Source organism: Actinomadura sp. NPDC049753, from assembly GCF_040674655.1.
Lineage (GTDB): Bacteria > Actinomycetota > Actinomycetes > Streptosporangiales > Streptosporangiaceae > Spirillospora > Spirillospora verrucosospora.
The window spans coordinates 1-1866 of record NZ_JBFARL010000434.1 but is presented as its reverse complement, the minus strand read 5'-3'; the positions used below and the strand labels follow the sequence as shown (position 1 = coordinate 1866).

The window sequence follows — 1866 nt, the reverse complement described above, 5'->3', positions numbered from 1 at the left end:
CTGGGCGGCGGGGCCGCCGAACGGGACGCGGCGCTCGGCTGGCTGTACGGGCGCGACCCCGAGCTCGCCAGGCGCGGCGTGCGGCGCGGCTCCGGCGGGGACGGCGACGCCGGGGCCGGCCGGTCCGACGACCGCACCGGCGGGACCGGGCCGTCCCAGCTCACCACCGTCGACTGGCTCGACGCCGTGCACCGGCTCTTCCCCAAGGAGACGATCGAGCGCCTCGAACGCGACGCCGTCGAGCGGTACGAGATCCACGAGATCGTCACCGACCCGGCCGTCCTGGAGCGCATCGACCCGGACGAGGCGCTGCTGCGCGCGGTCCTGCGGACCAAGCACCTGATGAACCCCGAGGTCCTCGCGCTGGCCCGCCGGATCGTGGAGACCGTCGTCCGGCAGCTGATGGAGCGGCTGGCCACCGAGGTCCGGCAGGCGTTCCACGGCACCCGCTCGCGGCGGCCCAGCCGCGTGAAGAACTCCCGCAACTTCGACTTCCACGGCACGGTCCGCGCCAACCTCGCCCACTACCGCCCGGACGAGCGCCGCCTCTACATCGAGAACCCGAGGTTCGTGTCCCGGACCAGGCGGCACGTCGAGCAGTGGCAGATGATCCTGCTCGTCGACCAGTCGGGCTCCATGCTCGGGTCCGTGGTGCACGCCGCCGTCACCGCCGCGTGCCTGTGGGGCCTGCCCGGCCTCAAGACGCACCTCGTCGCGTTCGACACCTCCGTCGTCGACCTCAGCTCCGACGTGACCGACCCGGCCGAGCTGCTGATGAAGGTGCAGCTGGGCGGCGGCACCGACATCGGCCGGGCCGTGGCCTACGGGGCCGGCCTGGTGGAGAACCCCCGCCGCTCGATCGTCGCGGTCATCACCGACTTCTACGAGGGCGGGAGCGAGCAGCGGCTCGTCGAGGAGGTGCGGCGGCTCGTCCAGCAGGGCACTCAGGTGCTCGGGCTGGCGGCGCTCGACGAGGAGGCCAACCCCTCCTACGACCGGAGGACGGCGCAGCGCCTCGCCGACGAGGGCGCCCACGTCGGCGCGATGACGCCGGGGCAGCTCGCCGAGTTCGTCGCGGAACGGATCGGCCGGTGACCCGCGCCGACCTGCTCGCGCTGACCCCGGACGCGCTCGCCGCCCTCGCCAACCGCGGCCTGGTCAAGCGCGCCGCCAAGGATCTGGACGCCGGCGCCGGCCCCGAGATCACCGTCTCTCCGGACGGCGGGGTCGACGGCGCCTTCCCCGACGGCACCACGGCGTCCCTGCCCGCCGGGGCGGGGCTGGAGGCCGCGCGGTGCTCCTGCGCGGCGACCGGCACGTGCCGTCATCAGATCTGCCTCGTCCTGGCCTACCAGCGGACCGCCGCCGCACCGGAGGCGCCCGAGGCGCCCGAGGCGCGGGAGCCGGAGCCCGGCTGGTCGCCGGGAGCCTTCGACGACGACGCGCTCGCCCGCGTCCTCGGGCGGCGCGCCCTCACCGCCGCGCGCCGCGCCCTCACCGCCGGGTACTCGGCGAAGATCCGCCGCCCCACCGCGCGGGAGCCGGTGGCGCAGGTGGAGCTGCCGACCTGCACGGTCCGGTTCCTGGTGCCGGGGGAGCTCGGCTACGTCCACACCGACGCGGTGGCGGCGGTGCGCGGCGAGGTCACGGTGCTGGCCGTCTGGGCGTTCCGCGCCGCCGACGAGCGCGGCCTGGAGGGCGAGGAGATCCGGCTGGAGGTGGGCGGTTCGGCCAGGGCCGGCGGCGACGGCCTCGACGCCGCGCTCGACCTCGCCGACCAGGTCCTCCTGGAGGGCGCGGCGCACGCCGGGCCCGTCCTCGCGACCGCGCTGGGGCGCACCGCCGCCGACCTGGCGGCGTCCGGCC

At 76.2% G+C, this 1866-nt stretch carries 2 protein-coding genes; both read left to right on the top strand.

Features of this window, described 5'->3' with window-relative positions; genetic code table 11:
- Positions 1-1095 (top strand): VWA domain-containing protein (locus AB0K37_RS41980; RefSeq protein WP_363991776.1); only part of this gene is annotated, 1095 nt, incomplete at its 5' end.
- Positions 1092-1866, top strand: a 775-nt coding sequence (locus tag AB0K37_RS41975; protein WP_363991774.1) for a hypothetical protein, incomplete at its 3' end; no start/stop codon positions are given. The genes AB0K37_RS41980 and AB0K37_RS41975, both read left to right, overlap by 4 nt.